At 39.3% G+C, this 884-nt stretch carries 1 protein-coding gene; it reads left to right on the top strand.

Features of this window, described 5'->3' with window-relative positions:
* Window positions 1–884, top strand: an 884-nt coding sequence (locus IEV18_RS17060; protein ID WP_188393519.1) for an IS4 family transposase, incomplete at both ends; no start/stop codon positions are given.

Genomic DNA, 884 nt, shown 5'->3' with positions numbered 1-884 from the left:
CAGATGGGAATACTTTTATTCCACTAGCTTTTTCATTGCTTAGTTCCGCGAAAAAGAAAAATCGTTTTCAAGAAATCAATTCAGACATTGACAAGCGTACAGTCGGTTATAAGCGACGCAAGGAGGCACTGAAAAAGTCCACGGAAGCAATGTTCGATCTTTTAGATGAAGTAAATCCTTTACAACTTTGTGCTACAACATTGCTTTTTGATAGTTGGTTTGCGTTTCCCAAGGTGATAAAACGTGTTGTTTCTGAATATCCCCTTCATGTTATTTGTATGCTCAAAAGTATGCACCGCGTATATTACACGTATCAAGGTAAGGAGTATACTCTGAATCAACTATATAAGAAAGTTCGAAAAAAACGTGGACGTGCTAAGATTCTTGCTTCCATTGTTGTAAGTCTAGGACCGGATGACAAAGGTAAGGATATACAAGCTCGGATAGTTTTTGTGCGTGACCGAAACCGATCAAAAAACTGGTTAGCCCTTCTATCAACTAATATTGAGCTTCCAGACGAAGAAGTTGTTCGACTTTATGGGAAACGTTGGGATATCGAGTGCTTTTTCAAAGTGACCAAATCCCACCTACGTTTAGCAAAAGAATTCCAATCCCGCAGTTACGATGCGATGGTAGCCCATACCACGATTGTTTTCGCACGCTATATCATGCTTGCTTTAAGTTCACGGGAAGAAGAGGATCCAAAAACGATTGGACAGCTCTTCTATTTGTGCTGCGATGAAATGGAGGACATCCGTTTTGCGCAAGCTCTTATGCTGGTTTTGGATTTGTTGAAATCTACTCTTTCCAATGAACCAATTCTTTCAGAAGGAAAGGTCCAATCTATAGTTGATGAGCTATTTAATAATTTACCTCATTTTCTA

This window comes from Compostibacillus humi, assembly GCF_014637175.1.
GTDB classification, from domain to species: Bacteria; Bacillota; Bacilli; order Bacillales; family Amphibacillaceae; genus Oceanobacillus; species Oceanobacillus humi.
This window is presented reverse-complemented; position numbering and strand designations above follow the sequence as displayed.